The sequence below is a fragment of the Bradyrhizobium sp. HKCCYLR20261 genome, assembly GCF_051168435.1.
GTDB lineage: Bacteria > Pseudomonadota > Alphaproteobacteria > Rhizobiales > Xanthobacteraceae > Bradyrhizobium.
In genome coordinates this window covers 605,642-627,561 of sequence record NZ_JBNPUZ010000001.1, presented here as the reverse complement: position 1 = coordinate 627,561, position 21,920 = coordinate 605,642, and the positions used below count along the sequence as shown (strand labels likewise).

At 65.6% G+C, this 21,920-nt stretch carries 25 protein-coding genes; 14 read left to right on the top strand and 11 right to left on the bottom strand.

The window, feature by feature from the left end:
* The first annotated feature begins 7 nt into the window (after nucleotides 1-7).
* From ACQR1L_RS02895 to ACQR1L_RS02875, 5 genes are all read left to right on the top strand, one after another.
* Nucleotides 8-865 (top strand): cytochrome c oxidase subunit 3, encoded by an 858-nt coding sequence (locus ACQR1L_RS02895; RefSeq protein WP_434856395.1) that lies wholly within the window; start codon nucleotides 8-10, stop codon nucleotides 863-865.
* A gap of 168 nt (nucleotides 866-1,033) precedes the next feature.
* A complete protein-coding gene (locus ACQR1L_RS02890; RefSeq protein WP_434856394.1) occupies nucleotides 1,034-1,423 on the top strand; it encodes a DUF983 domain-containing protein in 390 nt (129 codons plus the stop codon).
* 480 nt (nucleotides 1,424-1,903) lie between these two features.
* Nucleotides 1,904-2,662, top strand: a complete 759-nt coding sequence (locus ACQR1L_RS02885) for an SURF1 family protein (RefSeq protein WP_434856393.1) — start codon at nucleotides 1,904-1,906, stop codon at nucleotides 2,660-2,662.
* Nucleotides 2,663-2,840: 178 nt separating this feature from the next.
* Nucleotides 2,841-3,308, top strand: a complete 468-nt coding sequence (locus ACQR1L_RS02880) for a MerR family transcriptional regulator (RefSeq protein ID WP_434856392.1) — start codon at nucleotides 2,841-2,843, stop codon at nucleotides 3,306-3,308.
* Nucleotides 3,205-3,666, top strand: coding sequence for a carboxymuconolactone decarboxylase family protein (locus tag ACQR1L_RS02875; RefSeq protein WP_434856391.1), 462 nt, complete (start codon nucleotides 3,205-3,207; stop codon nucleotides 3,664-3,666). Before ACQR1L_RS02880 ends, ACQR1L_RS02875 begins: the two co-directional genes overlap by 104 nt.
* A 90-nt stretch (nucleotides 3,667-3,756) precedes the next feature.
* Here ACQR1L_RS02875 and ACQR1L_RS02870 read toward each other — a convergent pair whose 3' ends face one another.
* The gene (locus ACQR1L_RS02870; protein WP_434856390.1) at nucleotides 3,757-4,590 is read right to left on the bottom strand and encodes a PhzF family phenazine biosynthesis protein; all 834 of its coding nucleotides are present in this window, start codon (nucleotides 4,588-4,590) and stop codon (nucleotides 3,757-3,759) included.
* 1,341 nt (nucleotides 4,591-5,931) lie between these two features.
* On the opposite strand from ACQR1L_RS02870, the gene thrC reads away from it, so the two are divergent.
* From thrC to ACQR1L_RS02850, 4 genes are all read left to right on the top strand, one after another.
* Nucleotides 5,932-7,347 (top strand): threonine synthase, encoded by a 1,416-nt coding sequence (gene thrC, locus ACQR1L_RS02865; protein ID WP_434856389.1) that lies wholly within the window; start codon nucleotides 5,932-5,934, stop codon nucleotides 7,345-7,347.
* Nucleotides 7,347-8,636: a M16 family metallopeptidase gene (locus tag ACQR1L_RS02860; protein WP_434856569.1), complete on the top strand. Its 1,290-nt coding sequence runs from the start codon at nucleotides 7,347-7,349 to the stop codon at nucleotides 8,634-8,636. The genes thrC and ACQR1L_RS02860 overlap by 1 nt, the downstream gene beginning before the upstream one ends.
* A gap of 95 nt (nucleotides 8,637-8,731) precedes the next feature.
* Complete coding sequence (locus ACQR1L_RS02855) at nucleotides 8,732-9,319, top strand: GNAT family N-acetyltransferase (protein ID WP_434856388.1); 588 nt, start codon at nucleotides 8,732-8,734, stop codon at nucleotides 9,317-9,319.
* A gap of 185 nt (nucleotides 9,320-9,504) precedes the next feature.
* Nucleotides 9,505-10,116, top strand: coding sequence for a hypothetical protein (locus ACQR1L_RS02850; protein WP_434856568.1), 612 nt, complete (start codon nucleotides 9,505-9,507; stop codon nucleotides 10,114-10,116).
* A 105-nt stretch (nucleotides 10,117-10,221) separates the two neighbouring features.
* Here ACQR1L_RS02850 and ACQR1L_RS02845 read toward each other — a convergent pair whose 3' ends face one another.
* The 5 genes from ACQR1L_RS02845 to ACQR1L_RS02825 all read right to left on the bottom strand — a co-directional run bounded on the left by ACQR1L_RS02845 (nucleotide 10,222) and on the right by ACQR1L_RS02825 (nucleotide 12,792).
* Nucleotides 10,222-10,713 carry a F0F1 ATP synthase subunit B family protein gene (locus ACQR1L_RS02845; protein ID WP_434856387.1) on the bottom strand — a complete coding sequence of 164 codons (492 nt, stop codon included), beginning with the start codon at nucleotides 10,711-10,713 and terminating at the stop codon, nucleotides 10,222-10,224.
* Entirely contained in the window at nucleotides 10,713-11,288 is a 576-nt protein-coding gene (locus ACQR1L_RS02840) for a F0F1 ATP synthase subunit B family protein (RefSeq protein ID WP_434856386.1), read from the bottom strand. The genes ACQR1L_RS02845 and ACQR1L_RS02840 overlap by 1 nt, the downstream gene beginning before the upstream one ends.
* 28 nt (nucleotides 11,289-11,316) lie before the next feature.
* Nucleotides 11,317-11,544, bottom strand: a complete 228-nt coding sequence (locus tag ACQR1L_RS02835) for a F0F1 ATP synthase subunit C (RefSeq protein ID WP_006615622.1) — start codon at nucleotides 11,542-11,544, stop codon at nucleotides 11,317-11,319.
* A 38-nt stretch (nucleotides 11,545-11,582) separates the two neighbouring features.
* On the bottom strand, nucleotides 11,583-12,326 hold the full coding sequence (locus ACQR1L_RS02830) for a F0F1 ATP synthase subunit A (protein WP_434856385.1): 744 nt from the start codon (nucleotides 12,324-12,326) through the stop codon (nucleotides 11,583-11,585).
* A gap of 88 nt (nucleotides 12,327-12,414) precedes the next feature.
* Nucleotides 12,415-12,792, bottom strand: a complete 378-nt coding sequence (locus tag ACQR1L_RS02825) for an AtpZ/AtpI family protein (protein ID WP_434856567.1) — start codon at nucleotides 12,790-12,792, stop codon at nucleotides 12,415-12,417.
* A gap of 476 nt (nucleotides 12,793-13,268) precedes the next feature.
* Between ACQR1L_RS02825 and ACQR1L_RS02820 the strand changes: the two genes are divergently transcribed.
* Both ACQR1L_RS02820 and ACQR1L_RS02815 read left to right on the top strand, forming a co-directional pair.
* A complete protein-coding gene (locus ACQR1L_RS02820; protein WP_434856384.1) occupies nucleotides 13,269-13,853 on the top strand; it encodes a hypothetical protein in 585 nt (194 codons plus the stop codon).
* Between the two features lie 24 nt (nucleotides 13,854-13,877).
* Nucleotides 13,878-14,345 (top strand): secondary thiamine-phosphate synthase enzyme YjbQ, encoded by a 468-nt coding sequence (locus ACQR1L_RS02815; RefSeq protein ID WP_434856383.1) that lies wholly within the window; start codon nucleotides 13,878-13,880, stop codon nucleotides 14,343-14,345.
* A 111-nt stretch (nucleotides 14,346-14,456) separates the two neighbouring features.
* On the opposite strand, the gene ACQR1L_RS02810 is transcribed toward ACQR1L_RS02815, so the two are convergent.
* Nucleotides 14,457-16,127 (bottom strand): MFS transporter, encoded by a 1,671-nt coding sequence (locus ACQR1L_RS02810; RefSeq protein ID WP_434856382.1) that lies wholly within the window; start codon nucleotides 16,125-16,127, stop codon nucleotides 14,457-14,459.
* A gap of 385 nt (nucleotides 16,128-16,512) precedes the next feature.
* Between ACQR1L_RS02810 and ACQR1L_RS02805 the strand changes: the two genes are divergently transcribed.
* The 3 genes from ACQR1L_RS02805 (at nucleotide 16,513) to ACQR1L_RS02795 (ending at nucleotide 19,326) form a co-directional block, all read left to right on the top strand.
* The gene (locus ACQR1L_RS02805; protein WP_434856381.1) at nucleotides 16,513-17,187 is read left to right on the top strand and encodes a response regulator; all 675 of its coding nucleotides are present in this window, start codon (nucleotides 16,513-16,515) and stop codon (nucleotides 17,185-17,187) included.
* A gap of 919 nt (nucleotides 17,188-18,106) precedes the next feature.
* The gene (locus tag ACQR1L_RS02800; RefSeq protein ID WP_434856380.1) at nucleotides 18,107-18,841 is read left to right on the top strand and encodes a hypothetical protein; all 735 of its coding nucleotides are present in this window, start codon (nucleotides 18,107-18,109) and stop codon (nucleotides 18,839-18,841) included.
* Nucleotides 18,842-18,957: 116 nt separating this feature from the next.
* A complete protein-coding gene (locus ACQR1L_RS02795; protein ID WP_434856379.1) occupies nucleotides 18,958-19,326 on the top strand; it encodes a hypothetical protein in 369 nt (122 codons plus the stop codon).
* A 41-nt stretch (nucleotides 19,327-19,367) separates the two neighbouring features.
* Here the strand turns inward: ACQR1L_RS02795 and ACQR1L_RS02790 are convergent, their stop codons facing one another.
* The 4 genes from ACQR1L_RS02790 to ACQR1L_RS02775 all read right to left on the bottom strand — a co-directional run bounded on the left by ACQR1L_RS02790 (nucleotide 19,368) and on the right by ACQR1L_RS02775 (nucleotide 21,863).
* Entirely contained in the window at nucleotides 19,368-19,658 is a 291-nt protein-coding gene (locus ACQR1L_RS02790; RefSeq protein WP_434856378.1) for a HigA family addiction module antitoxin, read from the bottom strand.
* Between the two features lie 10 nt (nucleotides 19,659-19,668).
* Nucleotides 19,669-19,953, bottom strand: coding sequence for a type II toxin-antitoxin system RelE/ParE family toxin (locus ACQR1L_RS02785; protein WP_434856377.1), 285 nt, complete (start codon nucleotides 19,951-19,953; stop codon nucleotides 19,669-19,671).
* A gap of 98 nt (nucleotides 19,954-20,051) precedes the next feature.
* Nucleotides 20,052-20,864, bottom strand: a complete 813-nt coding sequence (locus ACQR1L_RS02780) for an alpha/beta hydrolase (RefSeq protein ID WP_434856376.1) — start codon at nucleotides 20,862-20,864, stop codon at nucleotides 20,052-20,054.
* Between the two features lie 42 nt (nucleotides 20,865-20,906).
* Complete coding sequence (locus ACQR1L_RS02775) at nucleotides 20,907-21,863, bottom strand: alpha/beta fold hydrolase (protein ID WP_434856375.1); 957 nt, start codon at nucleotides 21,861-21,863, stop codon at nucleotides 20,907-20,909.
* Nucleotides 21,864-21,920 lie beyond the last annotated feature (57 nt).

Below are 21,920 nucleotides of genomic sequence, written 5' to 3'. Positions count from 1 at the left end.
ACTTGCCATGGCTGAGGCGCACGCCAAGCATCACGACTACCATCTGGTTGATCCGAGCCCGTGGCCGTTCGTCGGCTCGGTGTCGGCCTTCATCATGGCGTTCGGCGCGATCGCCTGGATGCACAAGATGTTCGGCGCCGCGCCGATCGTGTTCGGCATCGGCACCATCGGCGTGCTCTACACCATGGCGAGCTGGTGGGGCGACGTCATCAAGGAAGCCCAGTACAAGGGCGACCACACCCGCGTCGTGCAGCTGCACCACCGCTACGGCATGATCCTGTTCATCGCCTCTGAGGTGATGTTCTTCGTCGCCTGGTTCTGGGCCTATTTCAACGTCGCGCTGTTCCCGAATTTCGAGGTGCAGGCCACCCGCGACGCGCTGATCGGCGGCGTCTGGCCGCCCAAGGGCATCGAGACCTTCGATCCCTGGCACCTGCCGCTGCTCAACACGCTGATCCTGCTGACCTCGGGCACCACCGTGACCTGGGCGCATCACGCGCTGCTCGAGGGCGACCGCAAGGGCCTGAAATACGGCCTGATCCTCACCGTGCTGCTGGGCGCGACCTTCACATGCGTGCAGGCCTATGAGTACAGCCACGCGACGTTCTCGTTCGCCGGCCACATCTACGGCGCCACCTTCTTCATGGCGACCGGCTTCCACGGCTTCCACGTGCTGGTCGGCACGGTGTTCCTGATCGTCTGCCTGATCCGCGCCTATGCCGGTCACTTCACGCCCAAGCAGCATCTCGGCTTCGAGTTCGCCGCCTGGTACTGGCACTTCGTCGACGTGGTGTGGCTGTTCCTGTTCCTCTGCATCTACGTCTGGGGCCACGGCGCCGAGTCGATGGCGCACGGCGCGCACTGACGCGAACGGCGCATCGGTTACGCCGAACGTGATATGGAAGGGCGGCCGTCGGGCCGCCCTTTTCGTTGGGCGGCTCCCGCCGCTTGATCCAAAAGTGATCCGCGTTCGCGGCCGCCGGCTGTATCACCGAGAGGCGCGCCGCGTCCGCCACCCCTGGGGCAAGACACCATGACCGCTCATCCTCCCGTCACCTTGGCCCAGACCATCCTGCGCGGCCTCGCCTGCCGCTGCCCGCGCTGCGGCCAGGGCAAGCTGTTCGACGGCTTCCTCAACCTGCGCAAGCGTTGCGAGGTCTGCGACCTCGACAACGCCTTCATCGACACCGGCGACGGTCCGGCGATCTTCATCATGATGCTGGCCGGCGCCATCGTGGTCGGTGCCGCCCTGATCGTCGAGGTGAAGTACCAGCCGCCGTTCTGGGTTCATGCCGCGCTGTGGGGCCCGCTGATCCTGGTGACGACCCTGCTGCCGCTGCGCGCAATGAAATCGCTGCTGATCGCCCTGCAATTCCACCACAAGGCCGCCCCCGGCCGCCTGGTCGACAAGACCCCGCAATGAGGGACCGGAAGCAGGCGAAGAGCCAATCTGCTTGGGAGTGAAGATATCAACCGCGCCGAAGGTGCGCCCCCTCTCCCCGTTCTTACGGGGAGAGGGTTGGGGTGAGGGGCCGCCACACGGGAAGTGTTCGCGGTGAGACCTGTACCCCCTCACCCGGATTGCATCTGGCGATGCAATCCGACCTCTCCCCGCAGGCGGCAGGGCTATCGCATATGGCGATCGATGTTTTGCGCCCATCTCCCTCCGCGTCGTCATGGCCGGGCTTGTCCCGGCCATCCACGTCGTCCAGCATGCTGAGAACGACGTGGATGCCCGGGACAAGCCCGGGCATGACGATGTGGAGACGGTTTCGCGACACACTCAGATTGACCATATGCGATAGCCCTGCCGCAGGCGGAGAGAGGTGAGGACCGAGCCCGCCGCTCATCTGCCGGGTCATCCACTCCGAAAGACGCTCGACTCCACCAACCCAGCGACCTCATGACCTCTCCCCGTCCCAAAACCTCCGCCCGCGCCTTCGCCGCGTTCACCGTCGTGATGGTCGCGCTGTTCATTGGCCTCGGCGTCTGGCAGCTCCAGCGCCGCTCAGCCAAGCACGCGCTGATCGCAGCCCTCACCGAACGCGTGGCCGCTGCCCCCGCGCCCCTGCCGCCACCAAACGATTGGCCAAAGCTTGCGCCCGAGCGCGACGAATTCCGGCGCGTCAACTTCATCGCGACTTACGCCAAGCTCCCCGACGCCATGGTCTACAGCGCCGGCTCCGCCGTGCGCGAGGACGTCTCCGGCCCCGGCACGTGGGCCTTCCTGCCGGCCCGCCTCGCGTCCGGCGAAACCATCGTGATCGACGCCGGCTTCGTCGCCAACACCATGCAGGAGCGCAGCATCCAGGACCGCCAGGTCGGCAAGCTCGTCACCGGCGCGCCGGTGACGCTGACCGGCTACCTGCGCTTCCCCGAAGCCGCCGGCCTGCTGACCGCCGCCGAAAATCGCGACAAGCGCCTGTGGTTCACCCGCGACCACCTCGCCATGGCCCGCGCGCTCGGCTGGGGCGAGGTCGCGCCGTTCTACATCGATCTTGAATCGCCCGTGCCGGACAACGGCATTCCCAAGCCCGGCCCGCTGTCGCCGCACCTGCGCGACGAGCACATGCAATATGCCATCACCTGGTTCTCGCTTGCCGCCGCGCTGATCGCCGCCTTCGCGATCTGGGCCAGGGGACGGCGCAGGGCCGATCGATGACCCCCGTAGCCCGCATGAGCGAAGCGACATGCGGGATCACCTCGACCGCCTTGCTGGTCCCCGCATGTCGCTACGCTCATGCGGGCTACGCTACGATCGCGCCGGCAAAACGCCGCTTGACTTAGAGTGCGCTCGAACCCGTAGCCTGTCGGGCGTCGTGAATGGAGATCGAGCGCGCATGAAGATCGGCGAACTGGCCAGGCAGTCGGGGCTGACCGCCCACACGATCCGCTACTACGAGCGGATCGGACTGCTGCCCAGGGCCGATCGCGATCATGCCCGCCAGCGGGACTACGACGCATCGATCCTGACCTGGATCGAATTCCTCGGCCGTCTCAAGGCCACGGGAATGCCGATCCGGGACATGCTCCGTTATGCGGAGTTGCGCGCGGGCGGCGCCGCCACCGAGCCGGAGCGACGCCGGCTGCTGGAGCGGCATCGCGAGGCGGTTCGGGCGCAGGTCGCCACGTTGCAGGATTGCCTTCTCGTTCTCGACGGCAAGATCGCCGGCTATGCCGGCAGCAGCGAGAGGACTGATGAGCATGACGCAATCCATCCCGAACCGATCCGCAACCGCGAGCAAGACGTCCTCCAGCGCCGACACCGATCAGGACCGGCTGGCGCGCGGCCGGCGCGCGCTCGATAGGATCGACGGCGAGGCCGGGCACAACGTGATCGCCGCGCTCGCCGACATCGCGCCTGACTTCGCCACCTACGTGATCGAGTTTCCGTTCGGCGACATCTATTCGCGTCCCGGTCTCGATCTGCGCAGCCGCGAGATCGCGACCATTGCGGCCCTGACCGCGCTCGGCAATGCCAGCCCGCAATTGAAGGTGCATATTCACGCTGGCCTCAATGTCGGCCTCAGCCGCGACGAGATCACCGAGGTGATCATGCAGATGGCGGTCTATGCCGGCTTTCCCGCCGCGCTCAACGGGCTGTTCGCGGCCAAGGCGGTGTTCGCGGAGGCCGATGCGAAGGCGAGTGAGGCCGCATCGGTCTGAGCGACGACCGCCGAGCTCGTCGCCCGCATGAGCGAAGCAAGATGCGGGACCAATGCCGCCCCGCATCGCTGCAGCGCAAGCGGGCGACCGCTATGTCTCGATCGCCCGCACGCTGCCGGCCACCTTCACCGGCGCACCTGCCGCTCCGTCCAGGTCGACCTGCAGCCCGCACGGCACGCCCATGTCCTCGCCCTGGCGGATCATGATCGGCCCTTGCGCCGGCCAGGCCAGCTCACGCAGATAGCCGGCGAGTGCCGCGGCGGCAGCACCCGTCGCGGGATCCTCATAGACGCCGCCGAACGGGAACGGATTGCGGGCGTGGATGAGCTGCGGCGTCTCGACATGGATGAGGGCAAAGGTGCAGAAGCGCTCGCGTTGCGCCAGCTCTTGGCCCCGGCTGAAATCATAACTCATCGCAGCGAGGCGGCCGCGCTCGCGCAGCGCGATCACCGGGTGATCCATGCCGGCGTGAGCCAGGACCGGCGGAATCCGCGGATCGAGATCGTCATGCGTCAGGCCGAACAGCGCCAGGATCTCCTCGACCGCCAGCGCGGAGAGCGCGCGCGTGCGCGTCGGCGGCGAGCTGAACGCCGCGCTCCATTCCGTTGCCGAATGCACGCCTTCAACGGTGATCTCGGCATGGTTGAGCCGCAACGCAAAGAGGCCGGAGCCCTGCTGCCTGGCCAGCGCCGCGCCCAGCGCAATCGTCGCATGGCCGCAGAAATCGACCTCGGCCTCGGGTGCGAAATAGCGCACCCGCCATGTGTCTCCATCAGGCGCCGCGAACGCCGTCTCGGAATAGCCGATCTCCGCCGCCATCGCCTGCATCACGGCAGCTTCGGGCAAGGAGTCGCCGATGACGACGCCGGCCGGATTGCCGCCGCGTGAGCCGTCCGTGAAGGCTGCGATACGCTGGATGATCATGACGGGACTCGCGCTCGATCGTTGTCTCGGAATCCTAGGCGGCCGGCGCCCGCAAGTGAAGAGGGGCCGAAGGACCGGTCGCCGCGCGGCTCCGCTTCACCTCGTCGAAAACGCGTGCTCCCATCACAGCGTGACTTCACCGTGCGGATGGTGGTTATGGACGACACCGAAAGCCGGCAGACTGGGCCGGCCCACAAAGCGTGCCGGCCTGATCTCGTCGGACCTGAGTCGCCCGACGGGCAGTCAGGACCGCCGCCGGGCGGTCACACGAACTGATAAGTTCGGCTGTGCGTGAAATCCGTTTTTCTCAGCGAATCCAGCGCGGTCAACGTATTCAGCCCGGCTCGCTCGAGAATTTCACTTTCATATTTTCCGAAATCGTGGTTGTATCGCTCCGTCCCGCCTCGTTGCGAGGGGCGTACGCGTCGTCACGGACGTGAGGTGGGATGCGATGGACGGGCGGGCAGCAACTGACGAGTGCGGCCTGAACGGACGGCGAAGTCGCGTGGTCCTGACACCCCGACGCTGGTGTCCTGCGGGAGCGCTTAGGCGCTGTCGCTCACGGTGGCCAGAAAGCCCGGTGCACCGAGGAGAGCGCGTATAATACGTAACCCATCGCGCAGGGAAGGCCGGGTCGCTCTGGCTGAACCTGTGGTTCCTGCCCCGTGCATTCTTGTTCGCACGGGGGCCGCGGGTGCCAGCCGGCATCCGGTCTTCCCTGCGCCCTCTGCTTCATGGAGGGAGAAGTTTCCGCAGAGCTCGGGCGCTGATGGCGTCGCGAGGAGTTAAAGCTGCGCGTGCCAGGATCAGACGGTTCCGCGGGCGGGCTGTTTGGGAAATCGCTGGCTCTCTCCACGTCATTGCGAGGAGCGCAGCGACGAAGCAATCCAGAGTCCCGCCCACCACCCTGGATTGCTTCGCTGCGCTCGCAATGACGGAGGAACGACCGATGTTTTCGTCGAGCAGTCGCGAATGCGGCCCGGTTGATCGCCACCACCACCGTCGTCATCCCCGCGCAGGCGGGGATCCAGTACGCCGCGGCGGCGCGCTCGATCACGGGCGGCGCGGCGTACTGGATCGCCCCGGCTTGAACCGGGCGATGACAGCTTTCGGGGAGGCGAGACCGAGCGTCGAGGCCGGAGGAGATGGGTGTGCGCGACCTAGCTCTTGCCCGCCCCGTAACCCCGCCGTAACCCGCCGTCGTGACCATTCCCGGCCCAACAACCGGTTTCGCAGCCTCCCCAAAACCATTATGGTGCCGGACCATGTTGCCGCCAGGCGGTTCCGATATCGAGTTCAATCAACAGGTTATGGCCTGGTGACGCAGGTCAGGAGAGCGGTTTGACGCGCTATGTTTCGACCCGCGGGGAAGCCCCCGCGCTCACCTTCTGCGACGTGATGCTGACCGGGCTCGCCCGCGACGGCGGCCTGTACGTGCCCGAGACCTGGCCGCAGCTGTCGGCGGAGACCATCGCGGGATTCTTCGGCCGGCCCTATTGGGAGGTCGCGGTCGAGGTCATCAAGCCGTTCGTCGCCGGCGAGATTTCTGACGCCGAGCTCGGCCGCATGGCCAACGAAGCCTACGCCACGTTCCGCCATCCTGCGGTGGTGCCGCTCGACCAGATCGCCCCGCACCAGTTCGTGCTCGAGCTGTTCCACGGCCCGACCCTGGCGTTCAAGGACGTCGCGATGCAGCTGATCTCGCGGCTGATGGACCACGTGCTGGCCAAGCGCGGCGAGCGCACCACGATCGTGGTCGCGACCTCCGGCGACACCGGCGGCGCCGCGGTCGAGGCCTTCGCCGGCCGGGACAATGCCGATCTCATCGTGCTGTTCCCGAACGGCCGCATCTCCGAGGTGCAGCGCCGCATGATGACGACGTCAGGCGCGTCGAACGTGCATGCGCTGGCGATCGAAGGCCATTTCGACGACTGCCAGGCGATCGTGAAGGGCCTGTTCAACAATCACGGCTTCCGCGATTCGGTTTCGCTGTCCGGCGTCAACTCGATCAACTGGGCCCGTGTCGTCGCCCAGGTCGTCTATTACTTCACGTCAGCGGTCGCCGTCGGCGCGCCGCATCGCGCCGTCGACTTCACCGTGCCCACCGGCAATTTCGGCGACATCTTCGCTGGCTACGTCGCCAAGCGCATGGGGCTGCCGGTGCGCACGCTCCGCGTGGCCACCAACGTCAACGATATCCTCGCCCGCACGCTGGCCACCGGAATCTACGAGGTGCGCGAGGTGCATGAGACGACCACGCCGTCGATGGACATCCAGGTGTCGTCGAACTTCGAGCGGCTGTTGTTCGAGGCCGGCGGCCGCGACGCCGGCACCGTGCGGCGGCTGATGGAGGGTCTGAAGCAGTCCGGCCGCTTCGTTCTTCCCGATGCGATGCTGGCGGCGATCCGCGCCGATTTCGATGCCGGTCGTGCCGACGAGACCGAGACGGCGGCGGCGATTCGCGCTGCCTTCCGCGAGGCGGGCGATCTCGTCGATCCGCACACCGCGGTCGCGCTCGCCGTGGCCGATCGCGACGGCACGGATCTGTCCGTCCCGAACATCGTTCTCGCGACAGCGCATCCCGCCAAATTCCCCGACGCGGTGGAGGCCGCCTGCGGACAGCGTCCGCATCTGCCGGTCTGGCTGGAGGGGCTGATGAGCAAGCGCGAGGATTCAAGGATCATGCGGAACGATCAGGCCGAGGTGGAGACATTCATCCGCTCGGTCAGCCGGGCCGCCAAGCAGGGAATGGCATGATGGGCGTGGAAGTCACCAAGCTGCCGACGGGGCTGACGGTCGTCACCGACACGATGCCGCATCTGGAGACGGCGGCGCTCGGCGTCTGGGCCGGGGTCGGCGGCCGCGACGAGAAGCCGGATGAGCACGGCATCTCGCATCTCCTCGAACATATGGCGTTCAAGGGCACCACGACCCGCAGTGCGCGCGAGATCGTCGAGGCGATCGAGGCGGTCGGCGGCGACCTCAATGCCGGCACCTCGACCGAGACCACCGCCTACTACGCGCGCGTGCTGAAGGCCGACGTGCCGCTGGCGCTCGACGTGCTCTCCGACATCCTCGCCAATCCGTCCTTCGTGCCCGAGGAGCTGGAGCGCGAGAAGAACGTGATCGTGCAGGAGATCGGCGCGGCGCAGGACACGCCCGACGACGTCGTGTTCGAGCATCTCAACGAGCTCTGTTTCCCGGATCAGCCGATGGGCCGCTCGCTGCTCGGCACCGCCAAGACGCTCGAGGCGTTCGACCGCGACAAGCTGCACGGCTATCTCTCGACGCATTATCGCGGGCCTGACATGGTGGTCGCCGCGGCCGGCGCCGTCGATCATCAGCGCGTGGTCGAGGACGTGACCAAGCGGTTCGCCAGCTTCAATGGCGGTCCCGCGCCGAAGCCGCAGCCGGCGGCGTTCGGCAAGGGCGGCTCGCGCGTGGTGCATCGCGACCTCGAGCAGGCGCATCTGACGCTCGCGCTCGAAGGCGTGCCGCAGGCCGATCCGTCGCTGTTCTCGCTGCAGGTGTTCACCAACATCCTCGGCGGCGGCATGTCGTCCCGGCTGTTCCAGGAGGTCCGCGAGAACCGGGGGCTCTGCTACTCGGTCTATACGTTCCACGCGCCCTACAGCGACACCGGCTTCTTCGGCCTCTACACCGGCACCGATCCTGCCGACGCGCCGGAAATGATGGAGGTCGTGGTCGACATCATCGGCAATGCGGTGGAGACGCTGAGCGAGGCCGAGGTCGCCCGCGCCAAGGCGCAGATGAAGGCCGGGCTTCTGATGGCGCTGGAAAGCTGCAGCGCCCGCGCCGAACAGCTCGCGCGTCACATCCTCGCCTATGGCAGGCCGCAGACGCTGCAGGAGATGGTCGCCAAGATCGAGGCCGTGAGCGTCGAAAGCACCCGCGATGCCGCGCGTGCGCTCCTCGCACGCAGCAAGCCGGCCGTGGTTGCGCTCGGGACCGGCAGGGGTCTGGACACGGCGGTGAGTTTCGCCGAAGGTCTGACCGGGCCGAAGTCGAAGGCCCAACTGCATTGAGCATGGGTCCTCACACGCAAGGCATCGGGCGGGTCGTCCCCGCCGGGCGCTGCGACGGTGGATTCGGGAGCTGAAACGCAGGGGGAGCATCACCGATGGCCCTGTTCCGTCTACCGTCCAGTGGACCGGCTGCGCTCGCTCCGCGCGGCAACGGCCTGCTGCTGCGTTCGCCGCAGATGGCCGATTACGCGCAATGGGCGCGGCTGCGCGAGATCAGCCGCGAATATCTGACGCCGTGGGAGCCGATCTGGCCGTCCGACGACCTGACGCGCTCCGGCTTCCGCCGCCGGCTTCGCCGTTATGCCGAGGACATCTCGGCCGACCGCTCCTATCCGTTCATCGTCTTCCGCGAGCAGGATGGCGCCATGCTGGGCGGCATCACGCTGGCCAATGTCCGCCGCGGCATCGTGCAGGCCGGCACCATCGGCTATTGGATGGGGCAGCCGCATGCCCATCGCGGCTACATGACCACGGCGCTCAAGCTGCTGCTGCCGACCTTGTTCGGCGAGCTCAATCTGCACCGGGTCGAGGCCGCCTGCATTCCGACCAATACGCCCTCCATCCGTGTGCTCGAGAAGTGCGGTTTCACCCGGGAAGGGCTGGCGCGGCGCTATCTCTGCATCAACGGGGTCTGGCAGGACCACTACCTCTATGGCCTGCTGCAGGAGGATTTCAGGGGCTGAATTGTGATCGGGCGGGCGTCGGGAGGTCGCGGATCGGGGCTGGTCCGGCGCTCTGAAATGGGTATAGACGGCCAGTGCGGCTGCCCCATGTTCCGCTAGGATCGCCAGTGCGCGTGGGGGGCCGGACGACCGAGATGCCGGGGATTTCGAGAATGCGACAGACATGTGTGATTCGGGTTGGGACACTGGCCGCCCTGCTTCTGGCCCTGGGCGCGACGGGCGCCGCGCCGCCGGCCGCGGCGCAATCGCTGACCGACCGGTTCAAGAGCCTGTTCGGCGGCGGTTCGGATGACAAGGGCCAGTCCAATCTGCCGGCCAGCGGCGGGCCGCCGGACGATCCCACGGATGGGCTGACCTGCCCGCCCGTGAACATCCGCGCGGGAGCTTCGACCTATTCGGTGGCCGCGCCCGGCAAGCAGGCGGTCGGCAATGACGTCAGATTTCAGGCGTCGATCACCAAGACCGCGCGCGAGTGCAACCTCAACGGCGCCGAGATCATCGGCAAGATCGGCATCCAGGGCCGTGTCGTGGCCGGCCCGGCCGGCGCGCCCGCGACGGTCGATATCCCCATGCGCATCGCGGTGGTGCAGGGCGGCATCGGCGAGAAGGTGATCGCCACCAAGGCTTACCGGACCACGGTGCAGATGACCGCCGACGGCAGCGTGCCGTTCACGATCGTGGCCGAGGACATGGTCTATCCGGTGCCGCCGCCCGGCTCCAACGCCGACAATTACGTCTTCTACATCGGCTTCGATCCGCAGGCGCTGGCGCCGGAGCGCGGCAAGAAGCGGAAGTGATGACCTCCACGGGTGCGGGGGCGACGGCGGAGAGAGGTTTGGAAAAGCAAAAGGCCGGTGCGGAGCACCGGCCTCTTGAAAGATGTTGAATGTTTGGGGCGCCGCTCAGTTCAGCTTGCGGCTGACTTCGGCGATGCCCTTGGCGACGAGGTCTTCGCCGAGAGCGCCCTTGACCGATTGCGACAGCACGGTCGCGGCGGCCTGGACGGCGGCGTCTGCCGCGGCGGCCCGGACATCGGCCAGAGCCTGAGCCTCTGCAAGGGCGATCTTGCTCTCGGCGGCCTTGGTGCGACGGGCGACGAAGTCTTCCATCTTGGCCTTGGCGTCCGCCGCGATGCGCTCGGCTTCCGCCTTGGCGCTGGTGACGATCTCCTCGGCCTCACGCTCGGCGCTGGCGCGGCGGGTCTTGTAGTCGGCGAGCACCTTGGCCGCCTCGTCCTTGAGCCGCTTGGCCTCGTCCAGCTCGTTCTTGATGCGCTCGGCACGGTGGTCGAGCGCCTTCAGGACCATGCGGTGGACGCCGAGATAGGCGAACAGGCCCATCAGGATCACGAAAGCGATCGCAACCCAGGTTTCCGGATCAGCGAGCAAATGCATCAGGCTGTTCCCTTCAACGATGCATCGACCGCAGCTTCCACCGTCTTGGCCGCGGGGGCCTTGCCGGTGAGCTGCTGCACGATCGCGCTGGCGGCATCCGAGGCGATACCACGGACATTGCTCATTGCGGTCGCACGGGTCGTGGCGATGGACGTCTCGGCCGCCGCGAGCTTGGCGGCGAGGCTGTCTTCCAGCGCCTTGCGCTCGGCATCCGAGGAGGCCGCGAGCTTGTCGCGGGTCTCGGCACCGATCGCCTGGGCGCGGGCACGAGCCGTCGCCAGCTCGGTCTCATACGCCTTCATTGCGGCTTCGGATTCATCCTTCAGCCGCTGCGCTTCGGCCAGGTCGCCGTCGATCGCTTTCTGTCGGGCGTCGATGACAGCCCCGACCTTCGGAAGCGCCACACGCGAGACGATCACGTACAGCGCCACGAAGGCGATCACCAGAGAGACGATCTGGGAGGGAAAGGTTTCCTTCGAGAACGGAGGAAACCCATGTCCGCCATCGGCCTCGGTATGGGCGCTTGCGCCGCCCTTGGCCGCGCCGCCCTTGGCCTCACCATGACTTTCAGCCACGGGCTTCTCCTGTCCGGCTCAGGCCGTCTTAGACGGCGTACAGCAGGAGCAGGGCGATCAGCAGCGAGAAGATGCCGAGCGCTTCGGTCACCGCGAAGCCGAAAATCAGGTTGCCGAACTGGCCCTGGGCGGCCGACGGGTTGCGCAGAGCAGCCGACAGGTAGTTGCCGAAGATGATGCCGATGCCGGCACCCGCGCCACCCATGCCGATGCAGGCAATGCCCGCGCCAATGTACTTCGCTGCGACCGGATCCATGACGAACTCCTTTGAGAGGTTAGGTAGAGAGGGCCGGATCAGTGGCCCGGATGGATAGCATCGTTGAGATAGATGCAGGTGAGGATCGTGAAGACGTAGGCCTGGAGGAACGCGACCATCAGCTCGAGGCCGGTCAGGGCGACCGTGAGACCGAGCGGCAGCAGCGCGCCGACCTTGCCGACGAAGCCGAGCGCGCCGAGCATGGTCACGAAGCTCGCGAACACCTTCAAGGTGACGTGGCCGGCCAGCATGTTGGCGAACAGACGGACGCTGTGCGAGATCGGGCGGGAGAAGAAGGAGATGATTTCGATCACGACCACCAGCGGCAGGATCACCGCAGGGATGCCGGAGGGCACGAACAGCTTAAAGAACTTCAGGCCGTTCTTGTAGAAGCCGTAGATGATGACCGTCAGGAACACCAGGAGCGCCAGCGCGAAGGTGACGATGATGTGGCTGGAGACGGTGAAGGTGTAGGGAATGATGCCGACGATGTTCGAGACGAAGATGAACATGAACAGCGAGAACACCAGCGGGAAGAACGTCATGCCGTGCGAGCCGGCGCTGGTTCTGATGGTGTTGGCCACGAACTCGTAGGACAGCTCGACCATCGACTGGAACCGGCCCGGGACGAGCGCGCGTCCGGCGGCCATCATCATGACGGCGATGAGCACGACCGCGAGCAGCATGTACGCGGACGAATTGGTGAAGGCGATCTCCTGATTGCCGATATGGCCGATCGTGAAGATCTTGTTAAGCTGGAATTGATGGATCGGATCGATCATCCGCGTGGCGTCTCAGTTGTTCACCGGCCACGCCGGCGCTTTGCAATTCACTCGTTGGTCTTCCGCCCTGAGGTCTTCCGCACGGATCTCATTGGCGGGGCCTGTCGGGGGCGACGCCTGCAGATCTGACCACGTTCAACACGCCGGCGGCGAAGCCGAGCAGGAAAAACACGATAAATCCGAAGGGCGATGTCGACAGCAAGCGGTCGAAGCCCCAGCCAAGCACCGCGCCGACGAGGACACCGGCGATCAACTCGGAGGACAGTCGCAGGCCACGCGCCATGGCCGAAGCCCGGGCTGCAGTGTCACCGCCGCTGTTTCCAGGTTGATCAGCCCCTACCTTTCGGCCGTCGCGAAATTCGGACAACCGTTGGTCGAGACTTCCGAGCCTTGCGGAAAGCGCAACCTCATCGGGCGACTTGTCGCGATCTCCGTGTCCGCTGCGCTCGTTCGTGCCATCCGCCATGTGCTTGTCCGCCATGTGTGGAGACCCGAGCCGTTGCTGCGAGTTTCAGGAAATAGCGCCCCATCGCCCTTTAAAGCCGCGCGGACCATACTGACCGCATCCCCCCAAGTCAAGATTGCGTGTTGAACTGTTAGATGCCTGAATTTGCTCGTTTTCTCGGCTTTTTCGTCAGATCGGGCCGACGTGTCACCGCGCCGCATCAACAGTGTTCTGTGCAGTTGCAATGCTGCTCCGATCGGCGCGGTCACCACCGCGCCTGCGCGACGCGCGCGCATGACGTTGGTTCCAGGCCTGCGCCGCCTGCACCACCCGCCGCCGCGTTGAAATCCGCATGCGTCACGCCTACGTCGGGAACGGCGGTTCGGCCTGTGGCAGCTCATCGCACGGAGCGGAATGTCATGGCGTCGACACAATGCAGGCGTGCATGGCCGCCGTCCTGAATCGCGCGTCGTGGCGCCTTGGAGGCTCGGCCAGTCATGAATCTCATGCAACCCTATCGGCAGCCTCTCCTGGTTCCCTTGGTCCTCTTCTTGGTCCTTTTGGCGTTCGGTGGCCTGGGCGGGCCCGCATGGGCCGATGACGCCGCGCCAGACGGCGACAAGGGCCGCTACACGATGTCGACGACGCCCGATGGCGTGGTCCGGCTCGACACCCGGACCGGCGCGGTCTCGACCTGCAACAACAATTCCGGCTCCGGCTGGGCTTGCTACGCCGTCCCCGACGAACGCGCGGCGCTGGATGCCGAGATCGGTCGGCTGCAGGCGGAGAATGAGAAGCTGAAGGCTCAACTCGCCTCGCGCGACCAGAGCATCTCCGGCAAGATCGACGAGCCGCTGCCGAAGGACCAGGCGCTGCCCAAGTCGGATCAGTTGAAGAAGGCCGAGCCCAAAGCGTCGGATTCCAAATCGGATTCCAAGTCTGCCGATGGAACGCGCAAGCTCGAGATCCCGTTGCCGAGCGACCAGGACATGGACCGCATGATGGGTTTTCTGGAGCAGGCCTGGCGCCGGCTGCTCGACATGGCCAACCGGGTGCAGAAGGACGTCTCGGGCAGGATCTGAGCTTGGACAGGTGAGGCAAAACGTATGGCTGCAGGATCGATCACGCGGGCGACGCCGTCGCGCGTCGCCATCAACAGCGTCGTGACATCGAGCTTGATAGTGCAGACCGCCGGCCGCGGCTTCACCGACCTCACGCGCGACGTCCAGGCCTTCCTGCGCGAGATCGTTGCGGCCGAAGGCGCGGTCACGGTCTTCATCCGCCACACGTCGGCGTCGCTGACGATCCAGGAGAACGCCGATCCGACCGTGCTGCGCGATCTCACCACCGCGCTGTCGCGGCTCGCGCCGGAGGATGCCGGCTGGGTGCATGACACCGAAGGCCCCGACGACATGCCCGCCCACGTCAAGACGATGCTGAGCTCGGTGTCGCTGCAGGTGCCGGTGCGGGACGGCCGCATGCTGCTCGGCACCTGGCAGGCGATCTATCTGATCGAGCATCGCGCGCGGCCGCACGCCCGCGAGGTGGTGCTGCAGTTCGTCGGCGCGGTTTGACCTCAAAAGAGAAAACCCCTCGGCTGAAATGCGGAACGGCCGCGGAGCGATCCGCGGCCGTTCGTTCGACTGAGAAAGCGAGGCGAGCGGGGATGCCGCTCGCCTGACTGATTACTTCGCCTGGATGTCGACGTCCTTGGTCTCCGGCAGGAACAGGAAGCCGACCACCGCCGTGATCACTGCGAACGTGATCGGGTACCACAGGCCGGCATAGATATCGCCGGTCGAGGCCACGATCGCGAAGGCGGTGGCCGGCAGCAGGCCGCCGAACCAGCCGTTGCCGATGTGATAGGGCAGCGACATCGAGGTGTAGCGGATCTTGGTCGGGAACAGTTCGACCAGCATCGCCGCGATCGGGCCGTAGACCATGGTGACGAAGATCACCAGGATCAGCAGCAGGCCGATGATCGCTGCGACCTGCGGACGGAAGATGTCGAACGGATGCGCCATCTTCACGATCGCCGGGTTGCCCGCCTTCGGATAGCCAGCCTCGCCGATCGCCGCGGTGAGCGCCGGGTTACCCGTCTTGGCGTCGGTGTAGGGCACTTCCTTGCCGTTGAAGGTGACCTTCACGCCGGAGCCGGCCGGGCCAGGAACGGTCGAGTACTTGACCGAGGACTGGGCGAGGAAGGCGCGGGCGGTGTCGCAAGGCGCGGTGAAGACGCGGGTGCCGACCGGGTTGAACAGGTCGCCGCAACCAGCGGGATCGGCCACCACTTCCACCTTCGTCGCCTCGATCGCCTTCTCCAGCGCCGGGTTGGCGTTGGTGGTGATCATCTTGAAGATCGGGAAGAAGGTGAGCGCCGCGATCAGGCAGCCGCCCATGATGATCGGCTTGCGGCCGATCTTGTCCGACAGCACGCCGAAGAAGACGAAGAAGCCGGTGCCGAGCAGCAGCGACCAGGCGATCAGCAGGTTGGCGGTGTAGCCGTCGACCTTCAGGATCGATTGCAGGAAGAACAGCGCGTAGAACTGCCCGGTGTACCAGACCACGCCCTGGCCCATGGTGCCGCCGATCAGGGCCAGCAGCACGATCTTGGCATTGCTCCAGTTGGCGAAGGACTCCGTCAGCGGCGCCTTTGAGCTCTTGCCCTCTTCCTTCATCTTCTGGAACACCGGCGACTCGTTCAGGCGCAGACGGATCCAGACGGAGATGCCGAGCAGCAGCACGGACACCAGGAACGGCACGCGCCAGCCCCATTTGGCGAAGTCCGCCTCGCCGATGATCGTGCGGGTGGCCAGGATGACCAGCAGCGACAGGAACAGGCCCATCGTCGCGGTGGTCTGAATGAACGATGTGTAGTAGCCGCGCTTGCCCATCGGAGCGTGCTCGGCGACGTAGGTCGCGGCGCCGCCATATTCACCGCCGAGCGCGAGGCCCTGCAGCAGGCGCAGACCGATCAGGATCACCGGCGCCGCGAACCCGATGGTCTCGGCGTTCGGCAGGATGCCGACGACGAAGGTCGACAAGCCCATGATCAGGATGGTGACGAGGAAGGTGTATTTGCGGCCGACGATGTCGCCGATGCGGCCGAACACGATGGCGCCGAACGGGCGGACCAGGAAGCCGGCGGCGAAGGCCAGCAGGGCGAAGATGTCGCGGGTGGCCGGCGGATAGGCGGAGAAGAACTGCGCGCCGATGATCGAGGCCAGGGACCCGTACAGGTAGAAGTCGTACCACTCGAAGACAGTACCGAGCGAGGAAGCCAGAATGACGAAGCGTTCGTCCTTCGTCATGCCTCCCGTTCTCGCTGGTGTGGCGACCATTGTTGACATTGGCATTCGCTCCCCAAGATCGTTGTGATGATGGCTTCGTCTCCGCATGCCGGACTTGGACGGCTGACGTCGCGGAGGCCTTACGCCTTCAGTAACATTGCAGTGAAACCCGCCCCAATACGACTTTCGGCCCTGCCTGCGGCGCGCGATCGGAAAGATGGGGACATTGCGGCGGATCAAGTTCGTTGTGCGGTCGCCATGCTAGTGATGTTGCGTTGCACAAGGCGTGGATTAACTGCCTTCTCCGCAAGTGGAATTGCATGCTTGCATGCAACCGGTGGCCGGGCGAGTATTTCCGCAAGAGGTCGGCGAGCGTGCAGATGCAGCATGGCGTCGCCAGCGAGAAATCAGGTCAGGATTGCTCAAGTCAGGATTGGTCAAGTCAGGATTCATGGCGACTGCCACCACCCATCTCGTCATTGCCGATGATCATCCGCTGTTCCGCAACGCGCTGCGGCAAGCCGTTGCGAGCGTGCTCAGCGAGGCCGTGATCGACGAAGCCGGCTCGTTCGACGACCTGACCGCGCTGCTGGAGAAGGATTCCGAGGTCGACCTCGTCCTGCTCGACCTGACGATGCCCGGCATCTCCGGCTTTTCCGGCCTGATCTACCTGCGCGCGCAATATCCGGCGATTCCGGTGGTGATCGTGTCGGCCAGCGACGACGGCGCGACGATCCGGCGCTCGCTCGATTTCGGCGCCTCCGGCTTCATTCCGAAGCGCTTCGGCGTGGACGTCCTGCGCGACGCCATCATGAAGGTGATGGACGGCGAAATCTGGTTGCCGCCCGACACTGATCTCGCCGCCGGCGCCGATCCGGAGATGACCAAGCTGCGCGACCGCCTGGTGACGCTGACGCCGCAGCAGGTGCGCGTGCTGATGATGCTGTCGCAGGGGCTGCTCAACAAGCAGATCGCCTATGAGCTCGGCGTCTCCGAGGCGACCATCAAGGCGCATGTCTCGGCCATCCTGCAGAAGCTCGGCGTCGAGAGCCGCACGCAGGCGGTGATTGCGGCCGCGAAGATCGCGGGAAGTGCCTGGCGGCAGGATGTCCCGACCGGGAAGTGAGGGGCTGATCGTCTCAATAAGCACGCTGGGCATGACCATCTGCGGCGCCGCACTCCGCGCTAAATCCTCATGGTGAGGAGCGCCGCGCCGCACGCATCTTGACGTATGACGACACTGTCTCTGGCGCGGCGCGTCTCGAACCATGAGGCCCGACCGAGGCCTCGCCCTTCGAGACGCGCGCCTCGGGCGCGCTCCTCAGGGTGAGGAGCGGCATTTTCGGCGCGGGAGCCAAGGATCGAGTTGAGCAGGAAGCCAGGGTCTTTGTTAGATCCATCGCGACACACCTCCTCAGTCTCGCGGCGCCATCAGCGTCCGAGCTTTGAGCTTTACTCGCCCTCCTCAAGATAGAGGGCGCAGGGAAGGCCGGGCGCTGGCCGCGCCCGTGGCCCGCCTGCAACAAAAAAAGCAGGCGGCAGTCACCACAGGTCTGGCCGAACACACCCGGCCCTCCCTGCGCGATGGTTTTGACGGCTGCTCCGAGCTCTCCCCGGGGACCGGCGTTCTTGCCCCCGTCGTCCGTAACATCGTCGCTACGGACTTGGCATCAGCACCGGGATGCCAGGACCACACGGCTTGACCGTGCGCGCCGGATCGTTCGTCCGCGAGCCCTAAGCCCGCTGCAACCCGACGCGCCCACCGCATCCCGCACCCCACGTTCGTGACGATCGCGAAGCGCCCCTCATGGCGGGCACGGGACGACTCAAGGGATAGCATGATTTCTGGGAAAAAGAAATGAAAATCTTGGTTGTTCGGGCCGAATGATGGGCAGATCGGAGCCGGTCTCGCCCTCGACAGTCTCGATGAATGCGATTGACGGCCGGCACATCGTGCCAACTCAATCCTGTGCTAATGAGGCGCGAGGTTCGGCCGTGGCATTGGCTGGGGAAGGGCAAGTCCGGTGACACAGAAAGATCCCCGCTTGTTGTCGATCGGTGCCGTTACCGAGGCGGCGCTTGCACGAATAACGCGGCGCGAGCATTGTGCTTGCTTGGTGGTGAGGAAGAAAAAGGGAACGCCGCTTGTCCCGAACATGCATGTGGAAGCGCAGGATCGGCGTGCGGCGGGTTGGGAGCGGGTCACGGATCTGATCGATCGGATCGCGCGAACCTGTGCGCCCATTTTCGAGCCCTCCGCGGACATGCCCTGGGAAGACTGGATGCGTGTCATCACGCTGCCGCCCCAAATCGCGTCGCTCACTGAGGTGACCGACGTCCGCCTGTATGGCAGCCATCTGCGGCGGCTTCCGCCCGAGATCGCCCAGATGACATCGCTGCGAAATCTGGACGTCTACACATCATATTCGCTGCATTGGCTGCCTTACGAAGTGACGCGATGCAGCCAGCTTGTCGACAGCCGGATGAGCACGCGCGCGCTTTATGGCAATCGACGGACGAGGCTGCCATTCCCGCCCCTGTCTCGTCCAATCGAATCTCTGCTTCCTTCGACTTGCAGCGTTTGTGATCGGCCGTTCGGCGAGAGTGCCCCGCAACTGTTCTGGACGACGCAGCGCGTGGGCACGGATGTCGTTCCACTCCTGATCCACGGCTGCTCGAAGACTTGCATCGACTCCGTCCCGTCCGCGCCGCCCGGCTTCTTCGAGCGTCCGCACCGGGGTGGCGGAGGCGTTGGAATGCCGGTCTTGGATCGCTTTTAGGCAATCGCGAGCATCTCATGTTCAGGTTGACGTCGCGGAGACAATGCTCAGGGCTGGTGATTGGATGTGCCGCCCTTTGGATGGTGCAAATATCGCCAGGGATTGCCTGCTCCTCCATGTCGCTCGCGACCGAGGAGGAATGGTTTTCGCGCGCCTCCGCGGTCCTTGTCGTGCACCTCACGTCGGTCCAAGAGAGTCCTGCGCCAGGCGATATGAAGGGAGGCTACAAGCAGATCATCGAAGCGTCGGTCCAAACGATCGAGGTCATCAAGGGAAGGCCGCCGGAGGACGGAAGGGTGAGGAGCGCACCATTTGGATATGGCAATTGCACGCTCCCTCTGCTGGCGGGAGCTGATTACATCTTCTTTCTGCGAGATGGCGAGCCAAACATCACAGTCCTCACCGGCTCTGCTGGACCCATCTTGAACCTAGACGGGATCGAGGTTCGTGAGAGGCTGGAGAAGTTGCGGTCGCTGGCGAGATAGCGATGTGAAGCCTGCTGCCGATCGACCCGGATTCACGGCGGCTAACCGGCCCTTGCGCGTGTCGGCAATTTCTTCACAACTTCGCCCACCTCCCGCTGCGCAAGCCGAAGTTCGTAGATCTTCTGCAGGTTGAGCCAGAATTCGGGGCTGCTGCCGAACCAGTGGCCGAGTCGCAGCGCCGTATCCGCCGTGATCCCTCGCTGGCCGTTGATGATCGCGGTGATCCGATTGACGGGCACGTCGAGCTGACGCGATAACTCCGCAGCTGACATGCCGAGTTCGTCGAGCTCTTCGGCGAGATGAACTCCCGGATGGATGGGGGCGCGTGCCATGGTGTGCCTCCTAGTGATAATCGACGATTTCGACATTGACAGGGCCGGGCGAGCCGGGCGGCCATTCGAAACATATCCGCCATTGATAGTTGATGCGGATGCTGTACTGGCCTTGGCGATTGCCTTTGAGCGCCTCCAGCCGATTTCCCGGTAGCGAGCCGAGATCCTTCAAACTCGTCGCAGCTTCAAGCCGGTCGAGCCGTATCTCAGCCTGCTTGGCAAAACCAGAAAATTCCCTAACGGCTTCGCCATTGGCAAAGCGCTCGGTCCTTTTATCCCGGTAGCCGACAATCATGGAGATAGGTTAACAGAAATTATGAGTTACGTAAAGCATAAATATCCTAAGTTGGGCTCCGTTGCCCGAGTGTCCTCCGACCACGCCGCCGACACCCGCTACACAAAGCGCCTCACGAACCTCAACGTCGTCTCCGCCACCTCGCGCCAGCCGTTGTCGATGGTCAGCGAGTGGCCGCGTTGTGGAAGCTGGGCGAACTCGGTGACGGCGTGCGGGTTGCGTTTCTGCACCTCATAGGCCGCGTGGGCGACGGAAGGCGGCACGGTGTGGTCCTGTTCGCCGGAGATGATCAGCAGCGGTCCGCGGTTCGCGGCCTCGCTGTCGACGCGGGCCTCGGTCCAGGGGTTGAGGTTGGCGCTCGCGGCCTGGAAGATCGGGCGGCCGGGGGCCGGCGCCTGATACGCGGCGTAGAGGTCGTCGCTCTCGGTCTCGGGCACCGCGTTGGCGAAGGCGTAGCGGAATTCCTCGGGCGTGAGACTGACGTTGCGGCCGGCATTGGCCGGGTTCTGCAGCACCGGCCAGGCCGAACGCAGCGCCGGGATCGGCAGCGGCAGCACGCCGCGGAACGGCGCCGGATCGATCGCGACGGTCGCGGCTGATAGTCCACGGCCGGCGAGAATTTGCGCGATCAGGCCGCCGAAGGAATGGCCGATCAGGGCCGGCCGCTGGTCGAGCCTGCCTGCGATCGCGGCGAAGTGGGCGGCCACTTCGCCAATGGTCTCGGGGGCGGCGGCGCCGCCAATCTCCGCGGGCCAGCCGGGCGCCAGCGCGGCATAGCCCGCCGCGCTGAACAGCTCGGCCCAGCGGTCCCACGAACTGGGCTTCAGCCACAGGCCATGAATGAAGATGACCGTGGGCTTGTGCGAGGCGTTGGCCTCTCCAATCGCCTCGTCGAGGGACTGCGTCGTCATGCTCGGCGTCCTCTTGCATGGGATTGGAGAGGCCCTGTGAGATCAGCGCGACGACGGCGCGTTGAGGAAGGCGTCGATCGCGGCGACCGTTGCTGCCGGCTGTTCTTCCATCAGCCAGTGGCCGGAGCCGTCGATGACCAGCCCCTGCACGTTGTCGGCGCCGGCCCTTGTTACCGCGGCCATCGTGGCGCCGAACGATGCGCCGCCGCCGATCGCCAGAACCGGCATCGTCAGCTTGCCGTGCGCCGCGAGCCAGGCGCGGTTGTCGATCGCGTCCTGGTCGAACGCGGCGAACTGGCCGAAGCCGGCATGCATCCGGCCCGGGCCGGCGTAGAGCTGCGCGTAGTGGACCCGCGCGGCTTCCGGGAAGTTCTTCGGATTTGCCGAGAACTCGTTCCAGAAGCGGTCGAGATAGATGCGCTCGCGGCCCTCGACCAGGCGCTCCATGTCCGGGCCGCCGAAGCGGAAGTGCCACAGCAGAGGGTTCTTCAAAATTTCTTCCCACGGGCCGATGCCCGGCACCGGCGCATCCATCAGCACCAGCTTTGTCACCCGGTCGGAGTGCCGCGCGGCCAGCGCGTAGGCGACCATGTTGCCGATGTCGTGCGCCACGACCTCGGCGGTGCGGGCGCCCAGCGCGTCCATCACGCCGGCGATGTCCTCGGCCTGGTTGGCCTTCTCGAACCCTTTGTCGGCGCGGGCGGAGAGGCCGAGGCCGCGCAGATCGGGCACGATCACGGTGTGGTTGGCGGAGAGCTTGGCGGCGAGCGGCACCCACATGTCGCCGGTGTCGCCATAGCCGTGCAGCAGCACCACGGCCGGCCCGGTGCCGCCGACGCGGACGTGGATCGTGGTGCCGTTGGTCGGGATCTCCTGGGTGCGGAAGCTCGCCGGAAATTGGCCGGGCGCCTCGGTGGCGTCGGCCAGGGCTGCGCCGGCCAGCGCGATGAGCGCGGTGGCGGCGAGGGCGGTTCGTTGCAGCAGGCGGGGCAGGGTCATGGTGGTCTCCTTTGGGGTCTGTCGATGCAGGCAAAGCTAGACTGGAGCGGTTCGCGG